General features: G+C 41.6%; 24 protein-coding genes. 9 read left to right on the top strand and 15 right to left on the bottom strand.

The genetic code is table 11. The features are described from left to right. Positions 1–3 precede the first annotated feature (3 nt). Together ABE28_RS07015 and corA are read right to left on the bottom strand one after the other, a co-directional pair. Positions 4–909 (bottom strand): chemotaxis protein, encoded by a 906-nt coding sequence (locus ABE28_RS07015; protein WP_064466438.1) that lies wholly within the window; start codon positions 907–909, stop codon positions 4–6. A gap of 408 nt (positions 910–1317) precedes the next feature. Continuing rightward, on the bottom strand, positions 1318–2292 hold the full coding sequence (gene corA / locus ABE28_RS07010; RefSeq protein WP_064466439.1) for a magnesium/cobalt transporter CorA: 975 nt from the start codon (positions 2290–2292) through the stop codon (positions 1318–1320). A 159-nt stretch (positions 2293–2451) separates the two neighbouring features. On the opposite strand from corA, the gene ABE28_RS07005 reads away from it, so the two are divergent. Continuing rightward, entirely contained in the window at positions 2452–3594 is a 1143-nt protein-coding gene (locus ABE28_RS07005; protein ID WP_064466440.1) for an aminotransferase A, read from the top strand. A gap of 373 nt (positions 3595–3967) precedes the next feature. Here ABE28_RS07005 and ABE28_RS07000 read toward each other — a convergent pair whose 3' ends face one another. The 7 genes from ABE28_RS07000 to ABE28_RS06970 all read right to left on the bottom strand — a co-directional run bounded on the left by ABE28_RS07000 (position 3968) and on the right by ABE28_RS06970 (position 10049). Continuing rightward, a complete protein-coding gene (locus tag ABE28_RS07000; protein WP_064466441.1) occupies positions 3968–4333 on the bottom strand; it encodes a hypothetical protein in 366 nt (121 codons plus the stop codon). Positions 4334–4398: 65 nt separating this feature from the next. Then, a complete protein-coding gene (locus tag ABE28_RS06995) occupies positions 4399–5301 on the bottom strand; it encodes an NAD(P)-dependent oxidoreductase (protein WP_064466442.1) in 903 nt (300 codons plus the stop codon). 7 nt (positions 5302–5308) lie between these two features. Next, entirely contained in the window at positions 5309–6094 is a 786-nt protein-coding gene (locus ABE28_RS06990; RefSeq protein ID WP_064466443.1) for an SDR family oxidoreductase, read from the bottom strand. 344 nt (positions 6095–6438) lie between these two features. Further along, entirely contained in the window at positions 6439–8154 is a 1716-nt protein-coding gene (ptsP, locus tag ABE28_RS06985) for a phosphoenolpyruvate--protein phosphotransferase (RefSeq protein WP_064466444.1), read from the bottom strand. Beyond that, positions 8154–8420, bottom strand: a complete 267-nt coding sequence (locus ABE28_RS06980; RefSeq protein WP_064466445.1) for a phosphocarrier protein HPr — start codon at positions 8418–8420, stop codon at positions 8154–8156. The genes ptsP and ABE28_RS06980 overlap by 1 nt, the downstream gene beginning before the upstream one ends. A 214-nt stretch (positions 8421–8634) precedes the next feature. Next, positions 8635–9420, bottom strand: a complete 786-nt coding sequence (locus ABE28_RS06975; RefSeq protein ID WP_064466446.1) for an ABC transporter permease — start codon at positions 9418–9420, stop codon at positions 8635–8637. After that, on the bottom strand, positions 9420–10049 hold the full coding sequence (locus ABE28_RS06970) for an ABC transporter ATP-binding protein (protein ID WP_064466887.1): 630 nt from the start codon (positions 10047–10049) through the stop codon (positions 9420–9422). The genes ABE28_RS06975 and ABE28_RS06970 overlap by 1 nt, the downstream gene beginning before the upstream one ends. 183 nt (positions 10050–10232) lie before the next feature. Between ABE28_RS06970 and ABE28_RS06965 the strand changes: the two genes are divergently transcribed. The 3 genes from ABE28_RS06965 (at position 10233) to ABE28_RS06955 (ending at position 12201) form a co-directional block, all read left to right on the top strand. Next, positions 10233–11063, top strand: a complete 831-nt coding sequence (locus ABE28_RS06965) for a thermonuclease family protein (RefSeq protein WP_064466888.1) — start codon at positions 10233–10235, stop codon at positions 11061–11063. An 80-nt stretch (positions 11064–11143) separates the two neighbouring features. Next, on the top strand, positions 11144–11503 hold the full coding sequence (locus ABE28_RS06960) for a PilZ domain-containing protein (protein WP_064466447.1): 360 nt from the start codon (positions 11144–11146) through the stop codon (positions 11501–11503). 203 nt (positions 11504–11706) lie between these two features. Then, positions 11707–12201, top strand: coding sequence for a sigma-70 family RNA polymerase sigma factor (locus ABE28_RS06955; RefSeq protein WP_064466448.1), 495 nt, complete (start codon positions 11707–11709; stop codon positions 12199–12201). A gap of 46 nt (positions 12202–12247) precedes the next feature. On the opposite strand, the gene ABE28_RS06950 is transcribed toward ABE28_RS06955, so the two are convergent. After that, on the bottom strand, positions 12248–12442 hold the full coding sequence (locus tag ABE28_RS06950; RefSeq protein ID WP_064466449.1) for a hypothetical protein: 195 nt from the start codon (positions 12440–12442) through the stop codon (positions 12248–12250). 450 nt (positions 12443–12892) lie between these two features. On the opposite strand from ABE28_RS06950, the gene ABE28_RS06945 reads away from it, so the two are divergent. Together ABE28_RS06945 and ABE28_RS06940 are read left to right on the top strand one after the other, a co-directional pair. Next, complete coding sequence (locus ABE28_RS06945; RefSeq protein ID WP_064505160.1) at positions 12893–13069, top strand: YkvS family protein; 177 nt, start codon at positions 12893–12895, stop codon at positions 13067–13069. 155 nt (positions 13070–13224) lie between these two features. Continuing rightward, positions 13225–13848: a hypothetical protein gene (locus ABE28_RS06940; RefSeq protein ID WP_064466450.1), complete on the top strand. Its 624-nt coding sequence runs from the start codon at positions 13225–13227 to the stop codon at positions 13846–13848. A gap of 45 nt (positions 13849–13893) precedes the next feature. Here ABE28_RS06940 and ABE28_RS06935 read toward each other — a convergent pair whose 3' ends face one another. The 3 genes from ABE28_RS06935 to ABE28_RS06925 form a co-directional block, all read right to left on the bottom strand. After that, positions 13894–14934, bottom strand: coding sequence for a YkvI family membrane protein (locus tag ABE28_RS06935; RefSeq protein WP_064466451.1), 1041 nt, complete (start codon positions 14932–14934; stop codon positions 13894–13896). A gap of 178 nt (positions 14935–15112) precedes the next feature. After that, positions 15113–16807, bottom strand: coding sequence for a M3 family oligoendopeptidase (locus ABE28_RS06930; protein ID WP_064466452.1), 1695 nt, complete (start codon positions 16805–16807; stop codon positions 15113–15115). Between the two features lie 224 nt (positions 16808–17031). Then, on the bottom strand, positions 17032–17469 hold the full coding sequence (locus ABE28_RS06925; RefSeq protein ID WP_064466453.1) for a MarR family winged helix-turn-helix transcriptional regulator: 438 nt from the start codon (positions 17467–17469) through the stop codon (positions 17032–17034). A 157-nt stretch (positions 17470–17626) separates the two neighbouring features. Between ABE28_RS06925 and ABE28_RS06920 the strand changes: the two genes are divergently transcribed. The 3 genes from ABE28_RS06920 to ABE28_RS06910 all read left to right on the top strand — a co-directional run bounded on the left by ABE28_RS06920 (position 17627) and on the right by ABE28_RS06910 (position 21321). Further along, on the top strand, positions 17627–19123 hold the full coding sequence (locus ABE28_RS06920) for an ATP-binding protein (RefSeq protein ID WP_064466454.1): 1497 nt from the start codon (positions 17627–17629) through the stop codon (positions 19121–19123). Between the two features lie 115 nt (positions 19124–19238). Continuing rightward, positions 19239–20462, top strand: a complete 1224-nt coding sequence (locus ABE28_RS06915) for an MFS transporter (protein WP_064466455.1) — start codon at positions 19239–19241, stop codon at positions 20460–20462. Positions 20463–20589: 127 nt separating this feature from the next. Beyond that, positions 20590–21321 carry a ZIP family metal transporter gene (locus ABE28_RS06910; protein ID WP_064466456.1) on the top strand — a complete coding sequence of 244 codons (732 nt, stop codon included), beginning with the start codon at positions 20590–20592 and terminating at the stop codon, positions 21319–21321. A 318-nt stretch (positions 21322–21639) separates the two neighbouring features. Here the strand turns inward: ABE28_RS06910 and ABE28_RS06905 are convergent, their stop codons facing one another. Both ABE28_RS06905 and ABE28_RS06900 read right to left on the bottom strand, forming a co-directional pair. After that, positions 21640–21864 (bottom strand): aspartyl-phosphate phosphatase Spo0E family protein, encoded by a 225-nt coding sequence (locus tag ABE28_RS06905; protein WP_064466457.1) that lies wholly within the window; start codon positions 21862–21864, stop codon positions 21640–21642. Positions 21865–22202: 338 nt separating this feature from the next. Further along, positions 22203–24365: a PAS domain S-box protein gene (locus ABE28_RS06900; RefSeq protein WP_064466458.1), complete on the bottom strand. Its 2163-nt coding sequence runs from the start codon at positions 24363–24365 to the stop codon at positions 22203–22205. Between the last annotated feature and the right edge of the window lie 150 nt (positions 24366–24515).

The following is a 24515-nucleotide window of genomic DNA, read 5'->3' as shown; positions in this document are numbered from 1 at the left end:
TGCTTATAAAACGAATCTGTCTATTAATTTTACAAGCTCCGCTATTTCTGGTTTGCTGATTTGAGCATCCGCTCCAACCATTTGCCCTTTATGACGCAGGCTATCCGTAATCAACGAAGAAAAAATGATCACCGGCAATACGGAGAGTTCACTGTTTTCCTTTATTCTCCTAGTCAAGTGATGGCCATCCATCTGGGGCATCTCAATATCGGTTATCACCACTTGCACTTCTTCCGTCACTGCTTTTCCCGATTCAACCAAACTCTCTAAATAACCAATTGCATCAAGCCCATTTTCATAAAACTCCAAGTACTTGAAACCTGCTTCTGACAATGTATCAAACAATAGCTTCCTTAGTAATGGAGAATCTTCTGCAATCAGGATTCTCTTGTCTGAATTTTGTCGGGAACCCAGTTTCTTGACCTGTTGGATGTTGATCCCTGATTCCGGATTGATTTCGACCACTATTTTTTCAAAATCCAGTAACAACAGCATTTCACTATTTAGCTTTATGACTCCGATGATCTGGCTTTCAAGGCCTTGATACATATCCGATGGCTTCTCGATTTGCGACCAGGAAATACGATGTATCTGTGTCACGGTATGTACATGGAAGACCACTTTTTGCTGATTGAATTCCGCGACAATGAACTTGTCCTGTTCAGGAGTTGCAGAAGGCGGGAAACCTAGCGCATCAGCAACATTCACTACTGGAAGCACCTCTCCCCGAAGTTCAATGATCCCCTCAACATTTGCATGGGAATGGGGAACGACCGTGATAGGTACAGGATTAATGATTTCCTTCACCTTGATTACGTTAATGCCGAATTTATTCTTACCGATGCCGAATTCCACTATCTCCAGCTCATTCGTACCGCTTTCCAGTAATATTCCTTTATTTGCTTCCATTGGTTCATCTCGCCCTTCTCTTGCTTTTTCATTTTATCGTTCATAAAACCAGCCCTTTTGAGCAGCAGCAAAAAGCCGCTTTTCTATTCTGGATCTATCATTAATTCAAGCTCTCATACCTAATAATTCGGTTAATAATAGCTTTTGTTTAGAGTATCGATAAAAAAAGAATTCTGAAGGGGAGTTTCCATTGGCGTCTAACGATAAAAGGGCCCTGCTTGAACTCCACAAACTGTAGAAAAGCAGGTTTCGGAATCTTGCATTAGGGTGCGGGACACCTGACCAGGAATGGGAGTCAAGTTGTAGCGGCTGCCGCCGCCTGGAACTGGAGCGTCTGCAGTAGAATGAAACGGTCGAGGTCCAAATTCGCTAAACTTTGTGCAATCGGATGACGAATCAGCAGAGATTTTAGTTCTTTCGTGATTTTTTCCTTGGGTTCAGCCAACCTTTTTTAACGAAGTATAAAAACATCATCAAGGCAATTCCGCCCATCAATCCAAGGATTAGGAAATAGCCATAATGCCAGGCCAATTCGGGCATGTTTTCAAAATTCATTCCATATACACCAACTATGAAGGTCAGCGGCATGAATATCGTCGTGATGACAGTCAAGGTCATCATTGTCGAGTTCATATTATTGGAGTTGACCGATAAGTAACTATCCCTGATATCGGAGGAGAAATCCCGATAAGATTCAAGCATCTCGGTTAATTTCAAAAGATGATCATATACGTCATTGAAATATAGGTGCTGATCTTTTAAATAATTCAAACGCTCCGAAGAAATCATCCTGTACAATAAATCACGCATCGGTAAAATCGTCCGCCGCAGCCTTGACATATCCGTGCGCAAATCGAATAGCTGATCCATCAAATCATTTATTGTTTCATTGTCCGTATTGTCCTCGATGACCCCTAAATCGCTTTCCATTTTATAAACGGGAGGGAAAAACTCATCGACGATCCTGTCGATTATTCTGTGCATCAAGAAAAATGGTCCTTGCTTCAGCATTTTATTTGCCGGTATTTCTCCCCATACTTTTTCCAGTTCTGGCATATCTTCCTTATGAAAAGTGACAATCCATTTTTCCCCGACGAACATGTCCAACTCAACTGCCGTGAATACCTTTTGCTTCAGAGCATGTATCACAAGAAATTGATAGTTTTCATAAAAATCCATCTTGGGACGTTGATTAAAGTCATCTAGGCAGTCTTCTATTGCCAGCGGATGAAAGTGAAAATGCTTGGATAATAGCTCGATTTCCTTATTTGTCGGATTGGAAAAATCCACCCAATACCACTGTATATCCGGATCATTCAATTCGGTTAGCTTTAAATTAAAATTCACTTCATGATTGGACGTTATTGCGCAAGTTCTTATCATATGTATCAGCCCTCAACGTTTTTCTTATTTTTCATTATACCTTTAATTCATGAATCGCAAAAAGTATTTATCCCCATCCAAACTAAATGATAAGATAGAATGAACCAGTCAAACATCGTACATCATTTCATGAAGTATGAAAAGGGAGGATATTCATAGATGGAACACTTAGTTAACCCTTTAGTAAAAGACGTTCAGATATCAGGAATCCGCAAGTTCTACAACATGGTCGCTGATATCGAAGGCACCATATCTTTAACGATAGGTCAGCCTGATTTCCCCACTCCAATGCATATTAAAGAAGCGGCAAAACAAGCCATCGATCAGGATCATACGGTTTACACCCACAATGCCGGTTATTTGGAATTACGGGAAGCTGCATCTGAATATGTATGGGATAAATACAAGCTATCCTACGATCCGGCGAATGAAGTCATCGTCACTTCAGGTGCCAGCGAAGGCATTGACATTACATTTCGGACGATCCTGACTCCTGGAAATGAAGTAATCCTGCCAGGACCGGTATACCCAGGATATGAACCTATCATCAAAATGTGCGGCGCAACACCGGTCTATGCCGATACAACCCAAAATGGATTTCGCCTCACTGCGGATATCATTGAAAAGTACATAACTGATCAGACCCGCTGCATCGTATTGCCCTATCCATCGAACCCGACTGGAGTCACTTTGTCTGCCGATGAGCTGCAAGACATTGCCGAACTTGTACGGGGCAAGGATATATTCATATTAGCCGATGAGATATACAGTGAACTCGTATTTGATCAGGAGCATGTATCGATCGCCACATTCCTCAAGGAACAAACCATCGTCTTGAATGGCCTGTCCAAGTCCCATTCCATGACCGGTTGGAGGATCGGGCTTCTGTTTGCCCCTCTGGCCATCTCTAAGCATATCTTGAAGGTCCATCAATATAATGTGACCTGCGCCGCTTCCATATCGCAGAAGGCGGCATTGGCGGCCTTGACAGCAGGCAAGGAGGATGCCATTCCGATGAAGGAAGAATATGCGAGGAGAAGGGAATACGTATACAGCCGATTGCAATCGATGAAGTTGGATATAGTGAAACCGGATGGGGCCTTTTACTTTTTCATTAAACTTCCTGAAGGGTACCCCTCTTCCCTTGAGTTTTGCCTCAGTCTTGTCAAACAGGAAAAGGTGGCTGTAGTCCCTGGAGATGCCTTCTCTCCACTCGGTGAAGGGTATTTTAGGTTATCTTATGCGTATTCCATGGATACACTGGAGAAGGCTTTGGACCGTATAGAAACTTTTTTAGCTTAACAGTAAATCTTAGAAGCGGGCATAATTAAATCTGATGAAGGAAACGATGAAATCTCCTGCGAAGCTTTAATTGTTTGTCTTAAATGGCTTTTATTCGTCCTGGAACGGGTACAATTCGTCCTTCCCACGCATTAATTCGTCCTGAAACGGGATTTATTCGTCCTTCCCACCCATTTATTCGTCCTAGCACTCGGATGAATCGGGCTTGATCGTGGTTCATCCGTCCGCCCAGCTTTTTTAAATGTAAAATTAAAGCTCCAGAGCCTGATGGTCTCTGGAGCTTTTTGGCATCTTGTTTGGACTGCGAAAACCGATCATTTTCATTACCGGATCTCAGGCTCGTGAAGGTGTCCCCGCGTAGGCAATACCTTGATTAATACAATCTCCGCAAAAAACGCAACTCCCGATATCCCTCTTCCTTATTTGTCGTCGTCAAGCTCACCTCGACAATCGATCCAAGCAAATCAGCCATCACTTCTTCAAATTCCTTTGCAGAACGCGGCTTGGAAAAGCCTAAATTTTTCAATTCACGCATCAGAATCTGAAAACCGGCATTCGTTTCAATATGACTGAACTTGACCGGCAGGATTAATGGACTTTCATTCATTAATTTCAAATCCCAGCGAATGGGCTTTGTTTGATGAACCGTTTTTTCGCGCTTAAAACCTTCAATCCTGACAATATATCGACCATCCTCTAATTCCTGGAATTTCATGTGAATGTCATCGAATTCGCCCATAACGATCACTCCTCTTTGTAAAGGCTGTCGCTATCAGCTTATTCATGAAAAAGAAAAGCTAGCACTTAATTATAGTGTTTATATAATGCTTGCGTACCGCTATTCTCCTCGCCAGCTTCCGCAAGCTCTTCATAGAGGGATTTACTTAAGCTTAATCCCGGTGCGTCCATTCCCATCCTTTCCGCTTCATCCAGGGCAATCTTCATATCTTTTATAAAATGCTTGATATAAAAGCCTGGTTCAAAATCCCCTTTGACCATACGTGGCACCAAATTGGATAGCGACCAGCTCCCGGCAGAGCCTGAGGAAATGCTTTGCAGGACCTTGTCTGGGTCCAAGCCAGCCTTCTTCGCATAAGATATCGCTTCAGTAACTCCGATCATATTGGAAGCAATGGCAATTTGATTGCACATTTTCGTATGCTGTCCAGATCCAGCAGGACCTTGATGGACAACATTGCTGCCTAAACTATCAAAAATGGGCTTTAATGCTTCGAACGCGTCAAGCTCCCCGCCGACCATGATGGTTAGCTTCGCATCACGTGCACCGATATCGCCGCCGGAAACGGGTGCATCCAATGCCGCCATGCCTTTTATCTCGGCTTCCTGTGCAATTTTCATGGCCAAAGAAGGTGTAGAGGTAGTCATATCGATTAGATAGGTACCTTCCACCCCATTCTCGATAAGCCCGTTTTCCCCGAGATAAATTTCTTCCACATCATGAGGGTATCCTACCATGGAAATGATCACATTAGCCTTCCGTGCTATTTCCTTAGGTGCTGCTGCCCATTTGGCTCCCTCAGAGAGCAACTCTGCCGCCTTTTCTTTCGTCCTTGTATACACATGAACCTCGTATCCAGCTTGAAGCAGATTTCGCGCCATGCTTCTTCCCATTACTCCTAAACCGATGAATCCGATTGCTTCTTTCGATTGCGTCACTGCAAATTCCTCCAAATCATTTTGCTCCATGATAATCTTAAATGGATTTCACCAATCCCCCATCAACTAAATAAGACTGGCCCGTTAAATATGTATTCGCACCGGAAACAAGGAATGTAACGAACTTCGCGAATTCCTCGGGTTCCCCATAACGTCCAAGTGGGATTTTACCAATGGATTGTTCTGTAATCTTCTCTTGGGTGACTCCTAGTTTGTCTGCATTCATTTTGTCAAGGTGCTGAATGCGGTCCGTCGCGATCCTGCCAGGACCAACTGTATTGATCAAGATCTTGTCTGGCGCCAACTCCGATGCCAACGTCTTGGACAATCCAACAATTGCAGTCCTGAATGTATTCGATAATATCAATCCTGGAATTGGCTCCTTTATGGATGAAGAAGCGATATTAACGATTTTACCGCCCTGTTTTTTTAGATGTGGCAAACTCTCGCGGATCGTCCTGATGAAGCTTAGTAGATTAAGTTCGAAAGACTGCTGCCAATCTTCATCATTGAAATCGGTAAAGCTCCCCCCTGGAGGACCTCCAGCATTATTGATCAGGATGTCGATTCCCCCAAATTCAAGTGCAGTTTGGCTTACCAAGCTTTTGATAGCTTCGGCATTCGTTATATCCGCAACCACATATCCTACCTTTCCGGCACCAAGCGGAGATAATTCCTTTTGAACGGCGGCGAGCTTTTGTTCATCACGGCTGGCAAGCATGACATTTGCTCCTTCTTTAACCAGCTCTGCAGCTATCGCTTTTCCCAATCCTTGACTTGATGCTAAAATCAACGCATTTTTCCGTTCCAATTTTAAATCCATTTCATATCCTCCATCCTCAATATATAAATATAGTTCCATTATATCGTTATTATTGAAAAGTGAAAAATCTGAATAATCATTTTCATACGTTTTTTTTTCGAATCCTTATATGTATTCATTCAAAATTCAAAAAAACGACCGGTTGGATATTCCAACCGGCGTCAAAGGGGGAAATGAGAATGTCAGCTGCTCTACAAAGAGCTAACAACTGTGCTTGATTCATATATACCCCGATCTTTTTTGCAATAAACACCTTTCGTAAAAAAAGGATAAAGAAAGAGAGAAAATCAGCACACCCTCCTAACGTATCATGGAAGGTGTGCCATTTTTCACTTTTTAAATTATCATTTCAAAGCATTGATAACCGCTTCTTTCACATTATCATTCGTATCAAGCTCCAAAACGTCTTGAGATAGTTTTTTCATATCTTCAAGCGAAAGTTGGCTGATCAACGAACGTGCTTTTAGAATCGAAGTGGCACTCATTGAAAATTCATCAAGTCCAAGACCGATCAGGATCGGGATGGCCACTTCATCTCCAGCCATCTCTCCGCACATTCCTGCCCATTTTCCTTCTTTATGAGCTGCGTCGATGACCATTTTTACGAGACGTAAAATCGCTGGGTTATATGGCTGATATAAATAAGATACTCTCTCATTCATTCTATCGGCAGCCATCGTATATTGGATCAAGTCGTTGGTGCCGATGCTGAAGAAATCGACCTCCTTGGCAAAAACATCTGCCATGACGGCAGTTGAAGGAATCTCAACCATAATGCCGACTTCGATGTTTTCAGCAACTTGAACACCACTTTCAAGCAATTCCTGTCTCACTTCAGCCATAACGGCCTTCGCTTCGCGGAATTCAGCCAATGTGGCTATCATCGGGAACATGATTTTCAAATCTCCATGAACGCTTGCACGAAGAAGGGCACGGAGCTGGGTCCTGAATATCTCCTGTTCATTTAGACAAAGACGAATCGCACGGTATCCAAGGAAAGGATTCATTTCCTTAGGAAGCTCCAAGTAAGGAAGTTCCTTGTCTCCACCAATATCAAGTGTGCGGACGACCACAGGTTTTCCTGCCATTCCTTCGAGCACCGCTTTGTATGCCTCGAATTGTTCTTCTTCACTAGGAAAGTCATTTCTGCCCATATAAAGGAACTCGGTACGGTATAATCCGATACCTTCACCGCCATTTTGATGGACGCCTTCCAAATCTTTCGGCGTCCCGATGTTGGCAGCCAATTCAACATGATGGCCATCTTTTGTAGTTGTTTGTTCATGAACAAGCTTAGCCCACTCAGCCTTTTGCTTTGCATAGGCAACTTGTTCCTCTTCGTATCTTTTCACCAATTCAGGAGTAGGATTGATATGAACTTCACCCTTTAAGCCGTCTATGATGATTAAATCTCCATTTTCAATGGAAGATGTTACTGTTTTTGCGCCAACGATAGCAGGAATCTCCAATGAACGAGCCATAATGGCTGAATGGGATGTACGACCGCCAATATCAGTCGTAAACCCTTTCACGTAAGCTGGATTTAGCTGGGCTGTATCCGAAGGGGTCAAATCCTCGGCAATGATGATCACCTCTTCGGCAATCAAGCTCGGATTTGGAATATGGACACCAAGAAGATGTGATAGTACCCTCTTCGTGACGTCGCGGATATCCGCAGCCCGTTCCTTCATGTATTCATTATCCATTTGTTCAAACATCGTAATGAACATGCTTGCTGTCTCGTTCAAAGAAAACTCAGCGTTGACTTTATCCGATTGTATTTTATCAGAGATCGGATTTATAAGCTCCGGATCTGCCAATACGAGCAGGTGCGCGTCGAAAATGGCTGCTTTATCGGCACCCAAATCTTTTTCGGCTTTATCCCTGATAACCTCTAATTCAACCGTTGACTTCTGAATAGCTTCCTTAAAACGGGATATTTCCGCCTGAACGTCTTCTATGCTTCTTTTTACGATCGTTAAATCTGGCTCTGTAAGTCGATAGGCTTTAGCGATGGCTATCCCGTTTGAAGCTGCTATCCCACTAATCAAAGTGGACATTATTCTGCTAATCCTTCTCTGCTCAAAGTATCAGCTAATGTATTCAATGCATCGTTTTCATCGCTTCCTTCAGCAGAAATCGTGATTTCTGCATCTTTGCCAATACCTAAGGACATTACGCCCATGATCGACTTAAGGTTCACTTTTTTCTCTTTATACGCAAGGTTGATTTCTGAATCGAATTTTCCAGCAGCTTGTACAAGCAATGTAGCGGGACGTGCGTGAATTCCTGTTTCTGCAGTTACTGTGAATGTTTTTTCTACCATATGAATCAATCTCCTTTAAGATAAATTAACAAAAATAGGTTATGTAAGGGAATTTCTCGATCCACTCAAGAAAGAAATGAAACAAGAAAAGCCCTTTTCCTTAACAGAATAGCATTATCATTCCCAACAAACAAACCAAAACTATTCAGTACCTAAAAATAGTACAAAAATATAAAGGGAACTGCAACTATTACTTATTAGAATTTTTCAATGATTAAATGGATAGCTGGGCATTTTTTGTAAAAAAGGCTCTAAAACTCAGCATGATGAAAAGGATAACCGTCAATGAGACACTACCAAGAATTCCGATGAGGATGGCGATTTGGTATTCGATTGCGATAAGCGGGCTTATCCCGGACATGATCTGTCCAGTCATCATTCCGGGAAGGAAAATGATCCCCATCCCCAACATATTGTTCAAGGTCGGAAGCACTGCAGAGTCGAAGGCGGCATCGACATAACTCTTGACAGCCCTCGCTGGAGTGGCTCCAAGCATCAACATCGCTTCCACTTTATCACGATTATCGGTTATTCCGGCATGTAGGTTTTTAAGTGCCAAGGTCACACCAGTCATCGCATTCCCCACAATCATTCCAGCGATTGGAATGAAATACCTAGGCTCATACCAGGGCGTAAAATGAATGACGACTAAGTTAAAATAAAACAAGGCAGCCATAGGCCCTGATAACATACTCAGGACAACCATCCTTTTGATTTTCTTGTTTGGTGTGAATGGAACTTGCTTAAAAATATTATGGATGGAGAACAGGGCCATCGCACATAAAAATGCCAAGGAGAGCAATGGCTGGGGATTTTCAAAGATATAAGTCAATACATAACCGGCAAGAATGAGTTGAACCGTCATCCGCACCGTAGCGAGGATGATTTGCTTTTCCCTTGAAATCCCGCGCCATTTCACGATGATGAGCAGGACTACAACAAAGACGTAAGCTGCACAAAGGCGCCAGAACTCAATATCTATTATTCCATTTCCCTCCATTAATACTCACCCACTTTCGCCTTTTTCAAAATAATCGTCTTTTGGGCACATATTTCCGCAAGCTGCTTGGAATGGGTAATCATGATGACGGTTCCCTTATCCCGCTTCACTTGTTCCAAAAAACGGCTCATCACCTTAAGTTCGGTCTCCTCATCAAGGGCTGCCGTCGGCTCGTCCAGTAAATACACTTCAGGTTTCAACAAAAGTAATCTGGCCAATGCAAGCCTTTGTTTCTCCCCTCCAGAAAGGTTCTCCGCATTATCGGGTAAAGACTTTTGCAGTTGGACCGTTTCCAACGCTTTCAACAATTCGGCTTCTTCCTTCATTTCGCGCTCCGTCATTTCCAGTCCCGCCTGAAGGTTTTCTTCAATCGTTCCCGGTAAAGTGAATGACGTTTGAGACAGCATCGATACTTTACGCCTTAGCTCTATTGGGTTGAGACTATCGAGCAACTGCTCTTGATAAAAAATCGAACCGCTATCCGGTTCATCCATCCTGTTCAATAACCGGAGCAAAGAAGTCTTTCCCGCTCCGCTTTCTCCAGTCAAGCAGGTAACCATCCCAGCTGATATCTCCAAATCATCAATATGCAGGATCCCTTTGTACCTAATATTTTCAAGCCTAAACATCATTATCCAAGCCTTCCTCTCCTGTCCCTCTTCTCATTATAGAAAACTATCAGTATTTCGGGTAGCGAAGAGATGAAAAATTATGTGTTTTTTCATTTTCTTTCCCTTTTTTATAGGTTAGTATTATTCCTGCCGAATATAACCATGACTGACATGGAAAAAACCCTGAAATGGAGGATTATCATGAACAGAAATTCCTTTTTACGAAGTTGCCTGCATGCCCTACTCGTGAGTTCCTTCTGCCTATTCATTTTGACTGGCTGCCAGGGCACATTGCATGACTTGAGCAGTAGTGGTTCGATTCAGAAAGAGTCGACACCCAACAATGACTCACAACCCCATACAGATTCTCCTGACAAAGAAGAAAAAGGCAAGACCTTCACAGCCAAGATCGTCAGGGTTGTTGACGGGGATACAGTAAAAATCAAACTGGCGAATGGAAATGAAGAAACGGTCAGGCTTTTGTTGATCGACACACCTGAAACTGTCCATCCTTCCAAGCCGGTACAACCGTTTGGACCCGAAGCAAGCAAGTTCACCAAGAATCTAATGCCTGCTGGGTCTACAGTGGAAGTAGAAACCGGTATTGGTGAAAGAGATAAATATGGACGGCTGCTGGCCTATTTTTATGTAGATGGAAAAATGGTGAATAAGCTGCTGCTTGAAAAGGGGCTGGCAAGAGTTGCCTATGTTTATGCACCAAACACTAAATATCTAGCTGAATTGGAATCGATTCAGAAACAAGCCCAAAAAGGGAGAATCGGCATTTGGTCAATTGAAGATTATGCCACTTCAAAAGGATTTGATGACTCGAAGACTGATGAGGCACCAAAGGAGGAATCCATTGAGACCACAGGTTGCAGCAATCCCAAAATTAAAGGAAATATAAATTCCAAAGGCTATAAAATCTATCACCTTCCTTCAGGCCAATATTACGAAATAACCAAACCGGAAAAAATGTTTTGTAACGAACAGGACGCTCAAGATGCCGGATTCCGCAAGTCGCAAAGGTAAACAAATAGTGATTTCCTTCATTAGTTCCAATACAGGAAACACCTGCACAAACGATGGGGAAATGTAAGGGGGATACATATATGAAATATAATAGGAATGAAGCTTTTCGATTCAGTTTCTCTCCCCCTCTTCCTGGCTTTTTCAGCATAATTAAAGTGCACAACCAAGATTATGAAAGCCGAATCGGGACCATGTCAGTCCTTGACATTAGCCCCAGGGGAGTTAAGTTTCAGTCCAATCTCGAGCTCCATGAGAACGCAGACTTCGAGTTATTGCTTACGCTAAAGCTTAATGGCCACCTCATTGAATTACAGGGAAAAGTCATCTGGAAACAGGGAGGCAGTTCTTCGTATGTATATGGCTTTACCTTGAATGAAGATGCACGACTCGAAGAGGTGATCGTCCGTGAACTGAAAGCATATAACAAGGGCAACATATGATTGAATCCTGGAATCAAATTAATTTCCTTTATCCTGAATTGACCGATTCAATGGCATGAAGTTTGTTAATTACTTAAATGGAAGCTTACTTTTTAGAGCTGCCATATTTCCATTATGCCATTTCGCTAAAGCCAACCTAATCATATAAGGTAAAAGCACCCGGGAATACATGAAAGTGCACTTTCCAAAGGCAGTTGTGCAATATGACGGATTTTTCGACTTTAACGGCGAAGTTCACCCCGATGATCCATCACATTATCCGGTCTCTTTCCATTTATAAAAATAAGGACGAATATTTCCAAGTGGGGCTGATTGCCCTCTGGGATTCTTATTTGAATTTCAATGCAGACCACGGACAATTCCATAGCTATGCCTATACGTTCATCAAAGGGCGAATCATGAATGAATTGAAAAAACATCATAAATATGAAACCAACACCAAACCATATGATACAAGCATCCTTGAAATCACTGATTCCTTTTCCATACACGAAGAAGCCTTCCGTAGTGAGAATATATTAGCCTACACGGAAGGCTTGACCTTGAATCAGCGACGCTGGCTTTTGCAGACCTATATGGAGAATAAAACAATATCTGAAATTGCGGAGCTTTATCAGGTATCCCCCTCAGCCGTCAAATCATGGAGAAAGTCGGCTATAGTCAAATTAAGAAGGCAAATGAATGTAAGTTGTAAATGATGGGAGGGTGGCTCAAATAATGAGCCACCCTCCCCTATTTCTTTTATCAACTTCTCGCTTCTTCTAAGTACGTATAGATGATCTCACCGTTATGATGTGCATTCCCCCGAAAATGTTTAAAGTCTTCCCTGTTCACAAGCACCTCACGAAACACTAAAAAATCTTCCTTGGATATCCTGAATTCATCAATTTCACGATTGGCCAATTTATTCAGCAATTCATTTGCTTCGTCTGCATTCATCAGATTATCTCCTTTTTTCTCAATAATTTTCCATCCACCGGACAAGAGAAATTCCGTTTCCATTTTATCATAAACTGTGTACCTAATTTAAATCAGAATTTTTTAGGCATACTTGCTACATTATTCTTTACGTATGCTTTAAAATAGTGCAAACTGTATAGTAAAATATCATAATGTAAATTGTTTGGCATTTTTTGTACATAGGAATACATACTGGTCAGAACACCTCCATATACAAGATCTACCAAATAAAGCGTTATCATCTTAATTGCTTCATGACAAGAAAGTCACTTCCTTAGAAAGTTTTGCTTACTGTACCGACAGAAGAGATATTCAATCTCTCACTTGCACTCCCCACGTCAAAATCTAAACGGCAAGATGTTCGAATAATCCAATTACTCCATAATAACTTTTTAATCATTGGAAACGAAATCGGAAAGGATGATTACCATGAAGAAAGCGGAAGTTGGAAATATCATTGAATTTAGAGAAGGCCTAAAAGGAATCGTCGAGAAAGTGAACGAGAACTCAGTAATCGTGGACGTCACATATATGGAAAATTATCGTGATTTGGAACTTGAACAAAAAACCGTCGTCAATCATAAAAATTATAAAATCATAGGATAACTTCATCATAAACTTACGGAATGGTCATTAAAAAGACCATTCCGTTTTAAGTTTTCAGCAATCCTTGTAACCTTTTCCTGTCCATACCGTCTACTCATATGAAGGAATTCCTTTTTTCCATACTTAAATCCAATCAGGAGGATGAGGTACAACACATGATCATTTGGAAAAATCACGCAGGTTATATTACCTTAGCCTGTCTTCTGCTGACGGGCTGCGGAAGCGCAGCAGAAAACAAAGGTCCGATTCAGGAGAATTCAGGTGAAAAAAATAACGAAACCCATTCAGCTCATCAAGAGACTGGAGATCCTGTTAAAACCAACAAAGTAAGATTGATGGAAAAAAATTTGAAATATACGATTAACGGCAGAGCAATCGAAACAACGGCCTTCCTAAAAAGAAGCGACAACCAGCCATTTAGCCTCTATGTTCTGCAGCAGTTTAAGTTAAGTGCCGAAGAACCCGGAAAAGATGTAGTGGTCTTAAATGAAGATGACTCCATTTTCATGCGAATCGAGTTATTGACAGGGGACGTCGACTGGGATGAAGAGGGAAAAAATGTCAAAAACCAACTGAAAAGCCTTTCAGAAACGATTACGGACCCAAGACTTGATGTAGGGAATGGGATTGGATTTGAAGTGAAGGACGGAGATGAAGTCATCACATCCATATTGATCAAAAATGAAAAGGAACCCCTCCTCTTAACCATATTCACGAAAAAAGATAAGGATTACCGGGATGCTTTCCTGGAGATGGCCCAGACGCTTTCGAAAGAGTGACCATCCCTCTGGGACGGAGGCTAAGGTCATGCCCCCGTTCCGCCTTTACTCCTTTCCTCCCTTGCTTTTCCAAACCAACATTAAAAAAAGCAGGCTGATGTATCCAAACACTGGATATATATAACCTAATAACCTTCCGTATCCCAATTCACCTATCCCTAACGCAATGAAGAAAATCAAAGCAATGATCAAGATACTTGGCCATTTGATATAGCGACTGATTTGCCTCTGTAATCCATATATATTTCCAATCACCGAGGTGAAAATCTCCCCGTAAATCACCAAAATGAACATCCAATACAATTGGGAGGCTGCGGTCCTCATGATTACCGCTGAAGGAATTTCAAAGCTATTCACGCCAGGAAGAGTCATGAGTGAAAAATGCCCCGTCAATAAAATGACGGTCAGGAATATTCCTCCAAGAATCGCACCACGCTTTATGACCTTCTCATCCCGTACTTCATACGCAACAGGAACGAGTACCGCCTGTGCCAAAGCAAGATTGAAGGCTGTATAGGCAAATGGGGATAATATCGTTTTTAAGGTGATCACTTCATCCGGCACCTTTGTAAGGTTATGAAAGAACTCACCGTTTCCCAATGTCGAGCAAAAAAGGATGATACTAAAACAAATCATGATCGGTACGACAAAGGAGTTGACCGTGAACACCCCTCGCATCCCCATCATCAAAACCAATGATGCCAGGATGATCGTTGACCAGCTTCCTATACTTTTTGGCACGCCCAGTTGTTCTTCAAACACTGCTCCCGCACCGGAGATCATGACAGCTGTCACGCCCAACAGCATGATGAGGAAAAAAATATTGATGATTCCGGCTATCTTCTTCCCAAAAAGGAATTGATTGAACTCCTCATAGGATGAGGCGTTAATCCTTGCTGAAATGAGCATGATTTTCGTACCGCTAAAAATGAAAATATAACCTGCTATTAAAATCCCAATAAAGCCATAAAAGCCATAACGGGTAAAAAACTCTACGATTTCTTTTCCAGTTGCAAAGCCGGCACCTACCACCGTGCCTACGTAAACGGCTGCAATCTGAAAAACCCCTGACCACCTTGAAAGCATACGCTCCCCTCCTCCCTACATCTATATGTAAGGAAGATGCATTTAAGACAAGCCAAGTGATATTCCAACGGAACAATTCTCTGCTTTTTTTGATAAAACAAAAATAAAAACGCTTAAGGAAAGATCCTCAAGCGTTGTCCTTGGTTGATACTCTATCATTTCATGTAAAATTCATCTTTTATAATGCTTTATCATCGACAGTGGAGAGCCATTCGTCTATCACCTTCACGACGGACTGGACAGTCCCATCAGCAAAAGGAGATTTCAAGTTCGCGGATTCAACGAGACCAAGGAAAGATTGGCTTCCTCCAAGTTGACATAGTTTTAAGTAATCCTGCCACGCCGTTTCATCTTTCTCGGCAGACCTCTTCCAGAATTGAAAAGCACATATTTGGGCCAATGTATAATCAATATAATAAAAGGGTGACTGATAGATATGGCTTTGTCTCTGCCAAAAACCGCCAGTCTCCAAGAATTCATTTCCTTCATAATCACGATGCGGCAAATACTCCCTCTCGATCTTACGCCAGGCCTGCTTTCTTTCTTGCGGAGAGGCTTCTGGGTTTTCATAAACGAAATGCTGAAATTCATCAACAGCCACTCCGTACGGAAGGAATATTAGCGCCCCACTCAAATGGGAAAACTTATATTTTTCCGTATCTTCCTTGAAAAACAATTCCATCCATGGCCACGTAAGAAATTCCATGCTCATGGAATGGATTTCACATGCTTCATATGTAGGCCAGTAATATTCCGGAATATCGAGATTGCGACTGCGATACACTTGGAATGCATGACCTGCCTCATGTGTTAATACATCAATATCCCCCGAAGTCCCGTTGAAATTGGAAAATATGAACGGAGCTTTATAATCTTCTATAAAAGTGCAGTATCCGCCGCTTTCTTTTCCTTTCTTGGCCACAAGGTCCATGAGGTCATTATCAATCATATAATTGAAGAACTCATCCGTTTCAGGCGAAAGTTCTTGATACATCTTTTTCCCATTTGCGATGATCCACTCCGCGTCGCCTTTAGGAACAGCATTTCCCGTCTTGAAATGAAAATTCTCATCATAGTATTTCAAAGTATCCAGACCAAGACGTTCTCGCTGACGATCCTTCAACCTGGTAACAAGCGGGACAACTTCCTCTTTTACCTGCTTGCGAAATGCAGCTGCCATTTTGGCATCATAATCTGTCCTTGTCATTCGATAATAACCGAGTTCAACAAAATTCCCATAGCCTAGCGCAAGCGCAATTTCATGCCTTACCTTGACAAGTTCATCAAATATACGATCTAATTCATTCTGATTTTCTTCGAAGAAACCATAATATGCCTCGCTTGCATTTTTTCTTGATTCACGGTCCGCCGATTCCATAAAGGGCTGAAGCTCAGCCAGAGTCAGCTCATTGCCATCGAAGTCAATTTTTGCGGATGCAATTAATTGTGAATATTGGCTGGATAGTTTATTCTCCCTTTGAAGCTGCGGAATGATATCAGGTGAAAAGGTTTTAAGTTGGGCTTCCGCCAAATCGAACAGCTGACTGCCCCATTTGGCCTCTAGTTCCTGGCGATATGTAGATCGGACAAGTTCACTGTAAAATTTTGAAGTCAACTCTTCCATTTCAGGGGAGAAGTCGTCTATATAATCATTCTCCACTTTATAGAATTCATCATTCGTATCAATGGAATGCCTAATGTATACCAAGTTAAACATCGTATCTACATAGTTTCGAATTTCATTTATTTCTTCAATGGCCGCTATTTGGGCAGACACGTCTTTTGCCTCCGTTAGCTTTTCCAAGGATTTCATGAACCGGGCTTTAATCTCATCCATTTCCGGCCGTTTATATTCATACTCGTTAAATTTCATATGTAGACGCCCCTTTTCACGTTTGACCAGCTTTTGTCCATAACCTAACTTGACTATTTTCAACTGGTTTCTAAAATAAGTGGTTTATCGTAATATAATTACATTCTCCGCAACATCATCAAAACCCTTCAAGGCTTCACAAAAAGCTTTTAAATGGTTGCACCTTCATCATCCGATACCACAAAAAACCAGCACCTATTAAAAAAAGGGCGCTGGTTCATAAGCTAGTTTTGAGCAGAATAACCAATCTTTTTAAGCAGCTCAATCACTGTAGCTTTTTCATTATCTGTAAGGACGCTCATGATATCATCGATTCTCTTCTCATGCTCGGGAAATACCCCTTCAATAAAGGCTTTACCTTTGTCCGTTATTTTGGCAAAGGTTACACGGCGGTCCTCTTTACAAGCTATGCGCTGAAGATATTCCTTTTGTTCAAGTTTATCGACGACATAGGTGATGCTACCGCTCGCTAGCAAGATTTTCCCGCCTATTTGCTGGAGAGGCTGATCGCCTTTGTGATAAAGTAATTCCAGTACGGCAAACTCAGTTGGGTTCAACCCCTCTTCTGCTATATGTTTATTTACCACATCATTAATGGAGCGATGAGCTCTAGACATCACAATGAACAGTTTCAATGACTGTTGGATGTTATTATTCTCCATAAGTTCACAACCTTAAAGTATTTTTAATTAAAATATCTTGAATTAAAAGTTATTATATGACAATATGACATCTTTGTCAATTTGCGACTCGAGAATGTATTGTTTAATCAAACAGTTTGTTATACTTGAAAAAAAAAAAGCTAAAGTAGTGACGAACATGAAAATCAGGCATAAATTCAAAACCTATTTACTCATTGTTATTTTACCATTATTTATTCTATCCATCATTTATTGGCTTCATTTAGAAAACTCCATCCAAAAGGAACGACAGGAACAGGCTGAGTGGGCCGGATCGGTTTATCAAGAATACATAGACCAAGTTATCGGTGAAACAAAAAAAAAGCTTGAACTGCTAAGCCTTAGCAGTTCTGTTCTTTATATGGAAGATGAAAAAACCGAGCATCTCATGGAATGGATCAAGGATACTGATCCGAGATACGCAGGGGTTTACTGGATAAGCATGGATGGCGTCTCTTTATCTGGGACGAATAAGAATCTCTATCATTATTATTTGATTGAACAGGATGATATTAACCGTGCAATTGTAACGCAAAGAGCCGCTGTTGCTGAAGGAAAGGCGTTAAATAATTCCGGTTTCAACTATTTTTCCATCTTCGCTCCCATTCTGGACCATGAGAAAAAGGCGCATGGTTTTTTATTGGCACACATCCGTTTGGACCATATGGAAAAAATACTAAATATCCTCATTCCCGATCAAACCTTAAAACTTGAAACGAGTGATCATATTCAAATTTTAAGTATAAATGCTGAAAGCACTACCAGGGATTCGAAGTGGGTGGAAATTCCTTTAACGGAAGTCGATTGGACCCTTTCCGTCAAGAAGCCCGACACGCTCAACACAAATACCATGAATGCCTTTTTCATGTTTGTCTTTTTCATCTTCTTTTTCACTCACATGGTTTATACCTTCGTTGAAGAACTGCTCGTTCGCAGGGAGGAAAAAAAACAAAAGGCATTGATTGAAAAGCAAAAAATAGATTTTGTCGGCACATTGGCGGCAAGCACCGCACATGAAATAAAGAATCCACTTACCGGCATTAAGGGTCTCATACAATTGCTCGTTGAAAAACACACTGAAGAACAGGATCAGTTTTATTACTCTGTCATCATGAAGGAGATTGAACGGATTAACAGTATCGTCAGCGAGTTTTTAATTTTAGGCAAACCTATGGCCCGGAAATTGACCACCTATGATGTTCGCAGTATCATTGCCGAATTGAGACCAATAATAGAATCAGAAGCGCGTCATTTCAAGATGGAAGTGGCATGGAATGTCGTAAAGGAACCGATATGGGTCCGTTGCACAAAGGACCAGCTTAAACAAATCATCCTCAACACTGCCAAAAACGGATTCGAAGCCATGAAGGATGGTGAATTGTTAAGCATACGGATTTACCATGAAAATGGACATGCGAAAATAGATATCATCGACATTGGACAAGGCCTGAATGAAAAAGATATAGACAAGGTGTTCGAGCCCTTCTACACATCGAAAAAGGAGGGAACAGGGTTAGGGCTTTTTGTATGCAAACGAATAATCGAATCATTTGATGGAACGATCGAGCTTGCAAGCAAACCCCTTATCGGGACCACCGTTACAATCAGTTTACCCTTATTAACCAATCATCCATAAACGTCCATTGCCCCTTCGATGAAGGTGAGAAGCGGCCTGTTCATTAATAAGGCGTATGCACCTACATATATATGGAATGAGTCAAATTTTCTAATAGGAAGAAGGAAATATACAAATGGGAAGTATCACTGTTAAGAAACCACAACCACAGAAACAAGATATGACTCTGAAAATCATGATCATCATCGGGATATGCCATTTGATGAATGATTCTCTTCAGGCTGTTGTTCCGGCGATGTTCCCCATCCTTGAAAAATCCATGTCGCTGACATATACCCAGCTTGGTATGATCGCATTCTGCCTGAATATCGTATCATCACTTTTACAGCCTGCCGTTGGCTTCTATACAGATAAAAAGCCGATTCCCTATGCATTGCCCATTGGCTTGACCAGCACTTTGATCGGGGTCATCATCCTTGCAATTGCACCAAGCTATACCATCATCCTGGGTGCAGTGATCCTGATGGGCTTTGGTTCGGCCATTTTCCATCCGGAGGGATCCAGGGTCGCCTATATGGCCGGAGGACCCAAGAGAGGACTGGCACAATCGATTTATCAGGTTGGTGGGAATAGCGGCCAGGCCCTTGCCCCGCTCATCACAGCAATCGTGCTTGTCCCTTTCGGCCAAAAAGGCGCACTTTGGTTTGCCCTGGTTGCTTTAACAGCGGTTATCTTATTACTTTATATAGCGAAGTGGTATTCGCAAAAACTCGTTTCTTTCCAACCGAAAAAGCTAGCTGCCAAAGTAATCAATAAAGAGCGCTCTAATAAAGTGGCGAAAGCATTGATTTTAATATTGTTCATTATTTTTGCCCGTTCCTGGTATGTATCCTGCATGACAAACTTTTATAGTTTTTATTTAATCGAGCAACATTCATTCACCATTAAATCCGCGCAAATATTCTTGTTTGCCTTTTTGGCAGCTGGAGCTGTAGGGACGTTTTTCGGTGGTCCGCTTGCAGACAGATTCGGGCGCAAAAATGTGATTTTCCTTTCTTTCGCTGCCAGCACCCCTATCACCGCCCTGCTGCCATTCGTGCCTCCTGCTGCCGCTTTTGTCTTGCTATTGATAGCGGGCTTCATCATCATGAGCAGTTTTTCGGTCACCGTCATATATGCACAGGAATTGGTCCCTGGTAAAGTCGGGACGATGGCTGGCTTGACAGTAGGGTTAGCCTTCGGGATGGGAGCCATCGGATCTGTATCTCTGGGAGCCATCGCGGATATAATCGGAATTCAATCCATGATCAAACTGGTCGGATTCTTGCCGTTGCTCGGTATCATCAGCATGATGCTGCCAACGGATTCGACACTAAAAAAATGGTATGCCCAAGAATGATACTCATACGTCATGACTGGCCTGCCTTTGAATCAGGAACCTATTTTTCATCCACTCAATACAATACATTATTGCTTCACCCTTACGGTTCAATAAGAATCGATTAGTATATACAAAGGAGAAATTTATGAGTGGGGTTTTATTAGGCAGCATCCTATCTGCTATGTCCACAGGTTTCGGTGCGTTACCTATTCTATTCATTCAAGGTTCAATCACACACCGATTCAGGGACACTCTTCTGGCATTTACCGCCGGTATCATGATGGCAGCTTCATTATTGAGCCTAATTCCAGAGTCCCTTGCCACGGGAGGCTATATTCAGCTTGTAATTGGCGTTTTCCTCGGGGTCATGACCTTAACGATCATGGAAAGAAATATTCCGCATATCGATCTCGGCCATACGAAAAGCGGCATTCAATTCGATGAAAAGGCTTTGCTTATCATAACTGCCATTACACTCCATAATATTCCTGAGGGGCTTTCTGTTGGGGTGAGTTACGCCTCTGATACCGCTGATACGGGGAACTTGATCGCTTTTGCCATAGGGCTGCAAAATGCTCCCGAGGGCTTACTTGTCGCCCTCTTTTTAATCAATCAAAAAATCGGTAAATTCACAGCTTTCCTCATTGCAACCTTAACTGGCACCATCGAAATAATAACGGGCTTATTGGGTTTTTATCTAACATCATACATCGGGTTCCTGGTTCCATATGGTCTGGCTTTTGCAGCAGGTGCCATGCTTTTCATTGTCTATAAGGAATTGATTCCGGAAAGTCATGGAGATGGCAATGAACGCACCTCTACCTATTCCTTCATCATCGGTCTTTTGTTCATGGTCATCCTATTGGAGATACTGTAAAGTCTTGGCTGGCTCGCTTAAGTGGGTCAGCCCTTCCTTTATACTCATTTAACGATATGATCTTTATGCACCTTTGCGTAAGACCGTAAGTCTTCCATTCCGTTAAGATTAGCCATCACAACAACTGCTGGATCGGTGTTCCCGCCCCATTAAATTACAGAAAATTCAGAATGTGACCTGAACGAGTTTCTCATGATCTTTTCATTAAAGACTCTAAGCCGATTACAGCTGAAATTGAGCATCCGACCATTGAAAAACATTGAATAAGTAGATATTCCATTCCCTTCATTTTCAGAAGGCATGCTTTTTTTCTACCATTTATAGGGCAACATCATCATCGAATGGCTCCTGTACAATCACTACCATGTTTTCCCGCTTATTCCTTACTTCCACTGATGAATGGTGTTGAAGGATTAAATATTCATTTATAAGCTTATCGAGCCGCTCGCTTTGGCGGAGAGTATACTCATGGCCCATACCATACGCATTTGCCAACTCCATCATCTCCATGCGCTTCATGCGAATCTCAGAACATATTTCCATTGCACCCCTAGAATCCATAACTACATTCACTACTCCCTGTCCTTTTAAAGTTACATTATAATAAAGAAGTATTACAAAATATGCCTTATATGTAAATAGATTCGCAAAAAAAGACAAAACTTCTTATATTGCGATAAAGCATGTCTCACCAGCAGACAAGATATGACGGGAATTCCCTATCCGTACACCTTGGATCAATGGAATACCTACCGATAAGCATCCAAATTATGCAAAACATTCTGCTCTGCAAGGCAAAAAAAAAAAAAGGAATCCATTCTACTGATTCCCGTTTCATTGGATTTCACCAGGATTGGCCTAGGATCGTCACAAACATTCATTCATGACTCCAACGGCAAATAAATATGAAAGCTCGTCCCTTTATCCACTTCACTTTCAACATCAATATACCCTTTATGTTCTTCTATTATTTTATAGCTGACCATGAGTCCCAGGCCGGTCCCTCTATCCTTCGTGGTATAAAATGGTTCACCCAGCTTTTTCAGTTTTTCCGATGAGATACCCATTCCCTGATCAGTAATTGAAATACAAACGTATTTTCCTGTACATCGGCTAGTATCGATTCTAACTGCTCCTCCATCCGGCATGACTTCCAAAGCATTTTTTATGATGTTAATGAAAACTTGCTTCAACTGATTTGCCTCACACAAAACAGGAAACTCCACTTCATCGAAGAACGTATCGAATTGAATATTTTCAAGCAAGGCCTGAGCTGCAAGCAATTCGAGTGTTTCCCTCAAAATGGTATGCACATCTTGTTTTACAATTTTGAGCGCCTGCGGCTTCGCCAATACTAGAAATTCCGTAATGATGGTTTCAATCCGCTTGATTTCGGATGTAATGACATGAAAATATGTGGAGAAATCACCTTCTACCCCATCTTCAAGCAGCTGGATGAAACCTTTTAAAGCCGTCATCGGATTCCTGATTTCGTGGGCGATCCCTGCAGCCAATTCTCCGACGACATTCAATGTATCCGATTTGCGTAGTTGCTCTTGCATTTCCAAATTTTTACTAACATCACGAAAAATACTTAAATTCAGACTTGAATAAACATTTTTCCTCGTTAAAAATTCAATATGCTTAACTCGGCCATCCTCGAATATGATCGGTATGATGGATGAGAAAACCTCATGCTTATATACATTTTCGATGTGGGCATTCAAATCAGGGGCGTTTCCGGGAATTTTTTCAATGAATTCCGTAACCGTAAAAGAAAGTAGTTTATCTTTCGTTATTTCCAATATTTCCTGTCCCGCTTCATTAATATCCTTGAACCCTTCGTGATTCCATAAAATCAAGCCGTCCAATGTTCCTTCGAAAATTTTCCTGAATTTTTTCTCACTATCCCGCAATTCCTTTTCAATCAGCCATCGTTCACTGACATTCCGGAAAATCGTGACGTTATACCCATCCCCTTCATGTTTTTTTGCCGTCAATTCAAGTAATTTAATTTGATTATTCGGCATTTTATAAAACAGTTCATCCCTCACTTGGGTGTCCCTTTCAAACGTTTCCAGCATTTTTTCAAAATGTTGATCATTGCTGTATACGTACTTCCAGATATAGCTCCCTATCATTTCCTCCCTCGTTGATTCAAATATTTTACATGCAGAGTGATTGACTCGAAAAATGACACCATCATCATTCCAAAATATGATAGCATCCATTGATTGGTCAAATAATTCGGCAAAAATCCGTTCGCTCGTCTCTAACCTCTTTTCTATTAGATTGGATTCTGTAAGTCTCTGAAGTACTGACATGTATAAGTCATTGCCTACGGTTGGGCTTATAGAAAAAGTGAAATGAGAAGGCTCGTCCCTGATGATCATCTCTACCTCTCCCTTGAAGTTCGATACATTCAGGACTTTACGAATGCTTTGATCCCAATAGCTCTTATAATCCGGTGAAATGAAATCCATCATATTCTTTCCGACAATTCCCTTTTTCGGTATACCCATCACTTGAATGAAGGCATGATTCACTTCCATGATTATTCCCGAGCTGTCAAACAGGATAATGCTCTCTGTGGCAGTGTCGAATAGGTCCAAAAACATTTGCCTTGACATACATTTTTCCCGGGTTGCAGATAGATCCAAAGTCACATCTTCCAGGCGATACATTTGCTCGCCCTCTGTGACCGGACCTACAGGTACAAATTCAATTTGCTTAAGGTCTCCCGTATGAAGCTGGATCATTTGCCTTTCCCTATCCTTCGGTTTTTCCCGTAAGCTGGAGTCTTCCTGAATATGCAAGGGGATTACGTCGAGAAAATCCGTTATCCTCATCAAGGAAAGCTTACCTGCAGTGGTCTCCAGCAGGGCACAGGCGGCATCATTGACAAATGTGAACCTCAAATCCTCATCAACCCTGATATAAGGCTCGGACATTGAATGAAAGATATCCTGCAAGCCTTCAATTTGTATTTTCAATTTTTTAAGTTCATCTTCATATTGCGTTTCTTTTTCCAAGCCGATCTTCATATTATCAACACCCCTTATCAAAACCCATACTTACCACATTTATTCGACATCCATATTGATTTTCCTCGCATTTTTTAAGAAAATACCTGCAATAACCAAAATCCATTATTATCCATTTTGACAAATTATCGTATGTTGAATCCCATAAAA

Source organism: Peribacillus muralis (assembly GCF_001645685.2).
In the GTDB taxonomy this organism is placed as follows: Bacteria; Bacillota; Bacilli; order Bacillales; family DSM-1321; genus Peribacillus; species Peribacillus muralis_A.
Note: the sequence above shows the minus strand (reverse complement) of the source record. Positions and strands in the feature narration are given on the sequence as shown.

Bases quoted from the DNA above. Each gene is read 5' to 3' on its own strand.
- ABE28_RS06925 (WP_064466453.1), bottom strand. From the start codon at position 17,469: ATGGAGAATAATAACATCCAACAGTCATTGAAACTGTTCATTGTGATG.
- ABE28_RS06935 (WP_064466451.1), bottom strand. From the start codon at position 14,934: ATGCTTTCAAGGTGGTCAGGGGTTTTTCAGATTGCAGCCGTTTACGTA.
- ABE28_RS06955 (WP_064466448.1), top strand. From the start codon at position 11,707: ATGACGGATTTTTCGACTTTAACGGCGAAGTTCACCCCGATGATCCAT.
- ABE28_RS06965 (WP_064466888.1), top strand. From the start codon at position 10,233: ATGAACAGAAATTCCTTTTTACGAAGTTGCCTGCATGCCCTACTCGTG.
- ABE28_RS06930 (WP_064466452.1), bottom strand. From the start codon at position 16,807: ATGAAATTTAACGAGTATGAATATAAACGGCCGGAAATGGATGAGATT.
- ABE28_RS06960 (WP_064466447.1), top strand. From the start codon at position 11,144: ATGAAATATAATAGGAATGAAGCTTTTCGATTCAGTTTCTCTCCCCCT.
- corA (WP_064466439.1), bottom strand. From the start codon at position 2,292: ATGATAAGAACTTGCGCAATAACGTCCAATCATGAAGTGAATTTTAAT.
- ABE28_RS06970 (WP_064466887.1), bottom strand. From the start codon at position 10,049: ATGTTTAGGCTTGAAAATATTAGGTACAAAGGGATCCTGCATATTGAT.
- ABE28_RS06900 (WP_064466458.1), bottom strand. From the start codon at position 24,365: ATGAAGATCGGCTTGGAAAAAGAAACGCAATATGAAGATGAACTTAAA.
- ptsP (WP_064466444.1), bottom strand. From the start codon at position 8,154: ATGTCCACTTTGATTAGTGGGATAGCAGCTTCAAACGGGATAGCCATC.
- ABE28_RS06995 (WP_064466442.1), bottom strand. From the start codon at position 5,301: ATGGAGCAAAATGATTTGGAGGAATTTGCAGTGACGCAATCGAAAGAA.
- ABE28_RS06920 (WP_064466454.1), top strand. From the start codon at position 17,627: ATGAAAATCAGGCATAAATTCAAAACCTATTTACTCATTGTTATTTTA.
- ABE28_RS06950 (WP_064466449.1), bottom strand. From the start codon at position 12,442: ATGAATGCAGACGAAGCAAATGAATTGCTGAATAAATTGGCCAATCGT.
- ABE28_RS06980 (WP_064466445.1), bottom strand. From the start codon at position 8,420: ATGGTAGAAAAAACATTCACAGTAACTGCAGAAACAGGAATTCACGCA.
- ABE28_RS06975 (WP_064466446.1), bottom strand. From the start codon at position 9,420: ATGGAGGGAAATGGAATAATAGATATTGAGTTCTGGCGCCTTTGTGCA.
- ABE28_RS06915 (WP_064466455.1), top strand. From the start codon at position 19,239: ATGGGAAGTATCACTGTTAAGAAACCACAACCACAGAAACAAGATATG.
- ABE28_RS06910 (WP_064466456.1), top strand. From the start codon at position 20,590: ATGAGTGGGGTTTTATTAGGCAGCATCCTATCTGCTATGTCCACAGGT.
- ABE28_RS06905 (WP_064466457.1), bottom strand. From the start codon at position 21,864: ATGGAAATATGTTCTGAGATTCGCATGAAGCGCATGGAGATGATGGAG.
- ABE28_RS06990 (WP_064466443.1), bottom strand. From the start codon at position 6,094: ATGGATTTAAAATTGGAACGGAAAAATGCGTTGATTTTAGCATCAAGT.
- ABE28_RS06940 (WP_064466450.1), top strand. From the start codon at position 13,225: ATGATCATTTGGAAAAATCACGCAGGTTATATTACCTTAGCCTGTCTT.
- ABE28_RS07000 (WP_064466441.1), bottom strand. From the start codon at position 4,333: ATGGGCGAATTCGATGACATTCACATGAAATTCCAGGAATTAGAGGAT.
- ABE28_RS07015 (WP_064466438.1), bottom strand. From the start codon at position 909: ATGGAAGCAAATAAAGGAATATTACTGGAAAGCGGTACGAATGAGCTG.
- ABE28_RS06945 (WP_064505160.1), top strand. From the start codon at position 12,893: ATGAAGAAAGCGGAAGTTGGAAATATCATTGAATTTAGAGAAGGCCTA.
- ABE28_RS07005 (WP_064466440.1), top strand. From the start codon at position 2,452: ATGGAACACTTAGTTAACCCTTTAGTAAAAGACGTTCAGATATCAGGA.